This is a genomic window from uncultured Psychromonas sp. (assembly GCF_947489755.1).
Lineage (GTDB): Bacteria > Pseudomonadota > Gammaproteobacteria > Enterobacterales > Psychromonadaceae > Psychromonas.
This window is the reverse complement of the sequence record NZ_CANLFB010000102.1, coordinates 1-245: the sequence shown is the minus strand read 5'-3', so window position 1 is coordinate 245 and position 245 is coordinate 1. Positions and strand designations below refer to the sequence as shown.

Genomic DNA, 245 nt, shown 5'->3' with positions numbered 1-245 from the left:
TGCCAAAGTAAATTCATTCCGATTGATTTCGCACAGCAAATTATCCCCGGCACATTTGAATACGCACTTTCCCACATCGTCGATAAACATCTTGATTTAAGCGCTTTTGATAAATGGTATGACAACGATAAAGGTGGTGCCGCAGCCTACCCGCCATCAGTGATGTTGAAGATAGTTCTGTTTGGTTATTCACGTGGGTTAGTCAGTAGCCGACGTATTGCGAATGCGTGTGAAACCAATATTAC

The 245-nt window shown here is 42.9% G+C and carries 1 protein-coding gene; it reads left to right on the top strand.

Features of this window, described 5'->3' with window-relative positions:
* On the top strand, positions 1-245 hold a 245-nt coding region (locus Q0794_RS18180), incomplete at both ends, for a transposase (protein ID WP_298944292.1).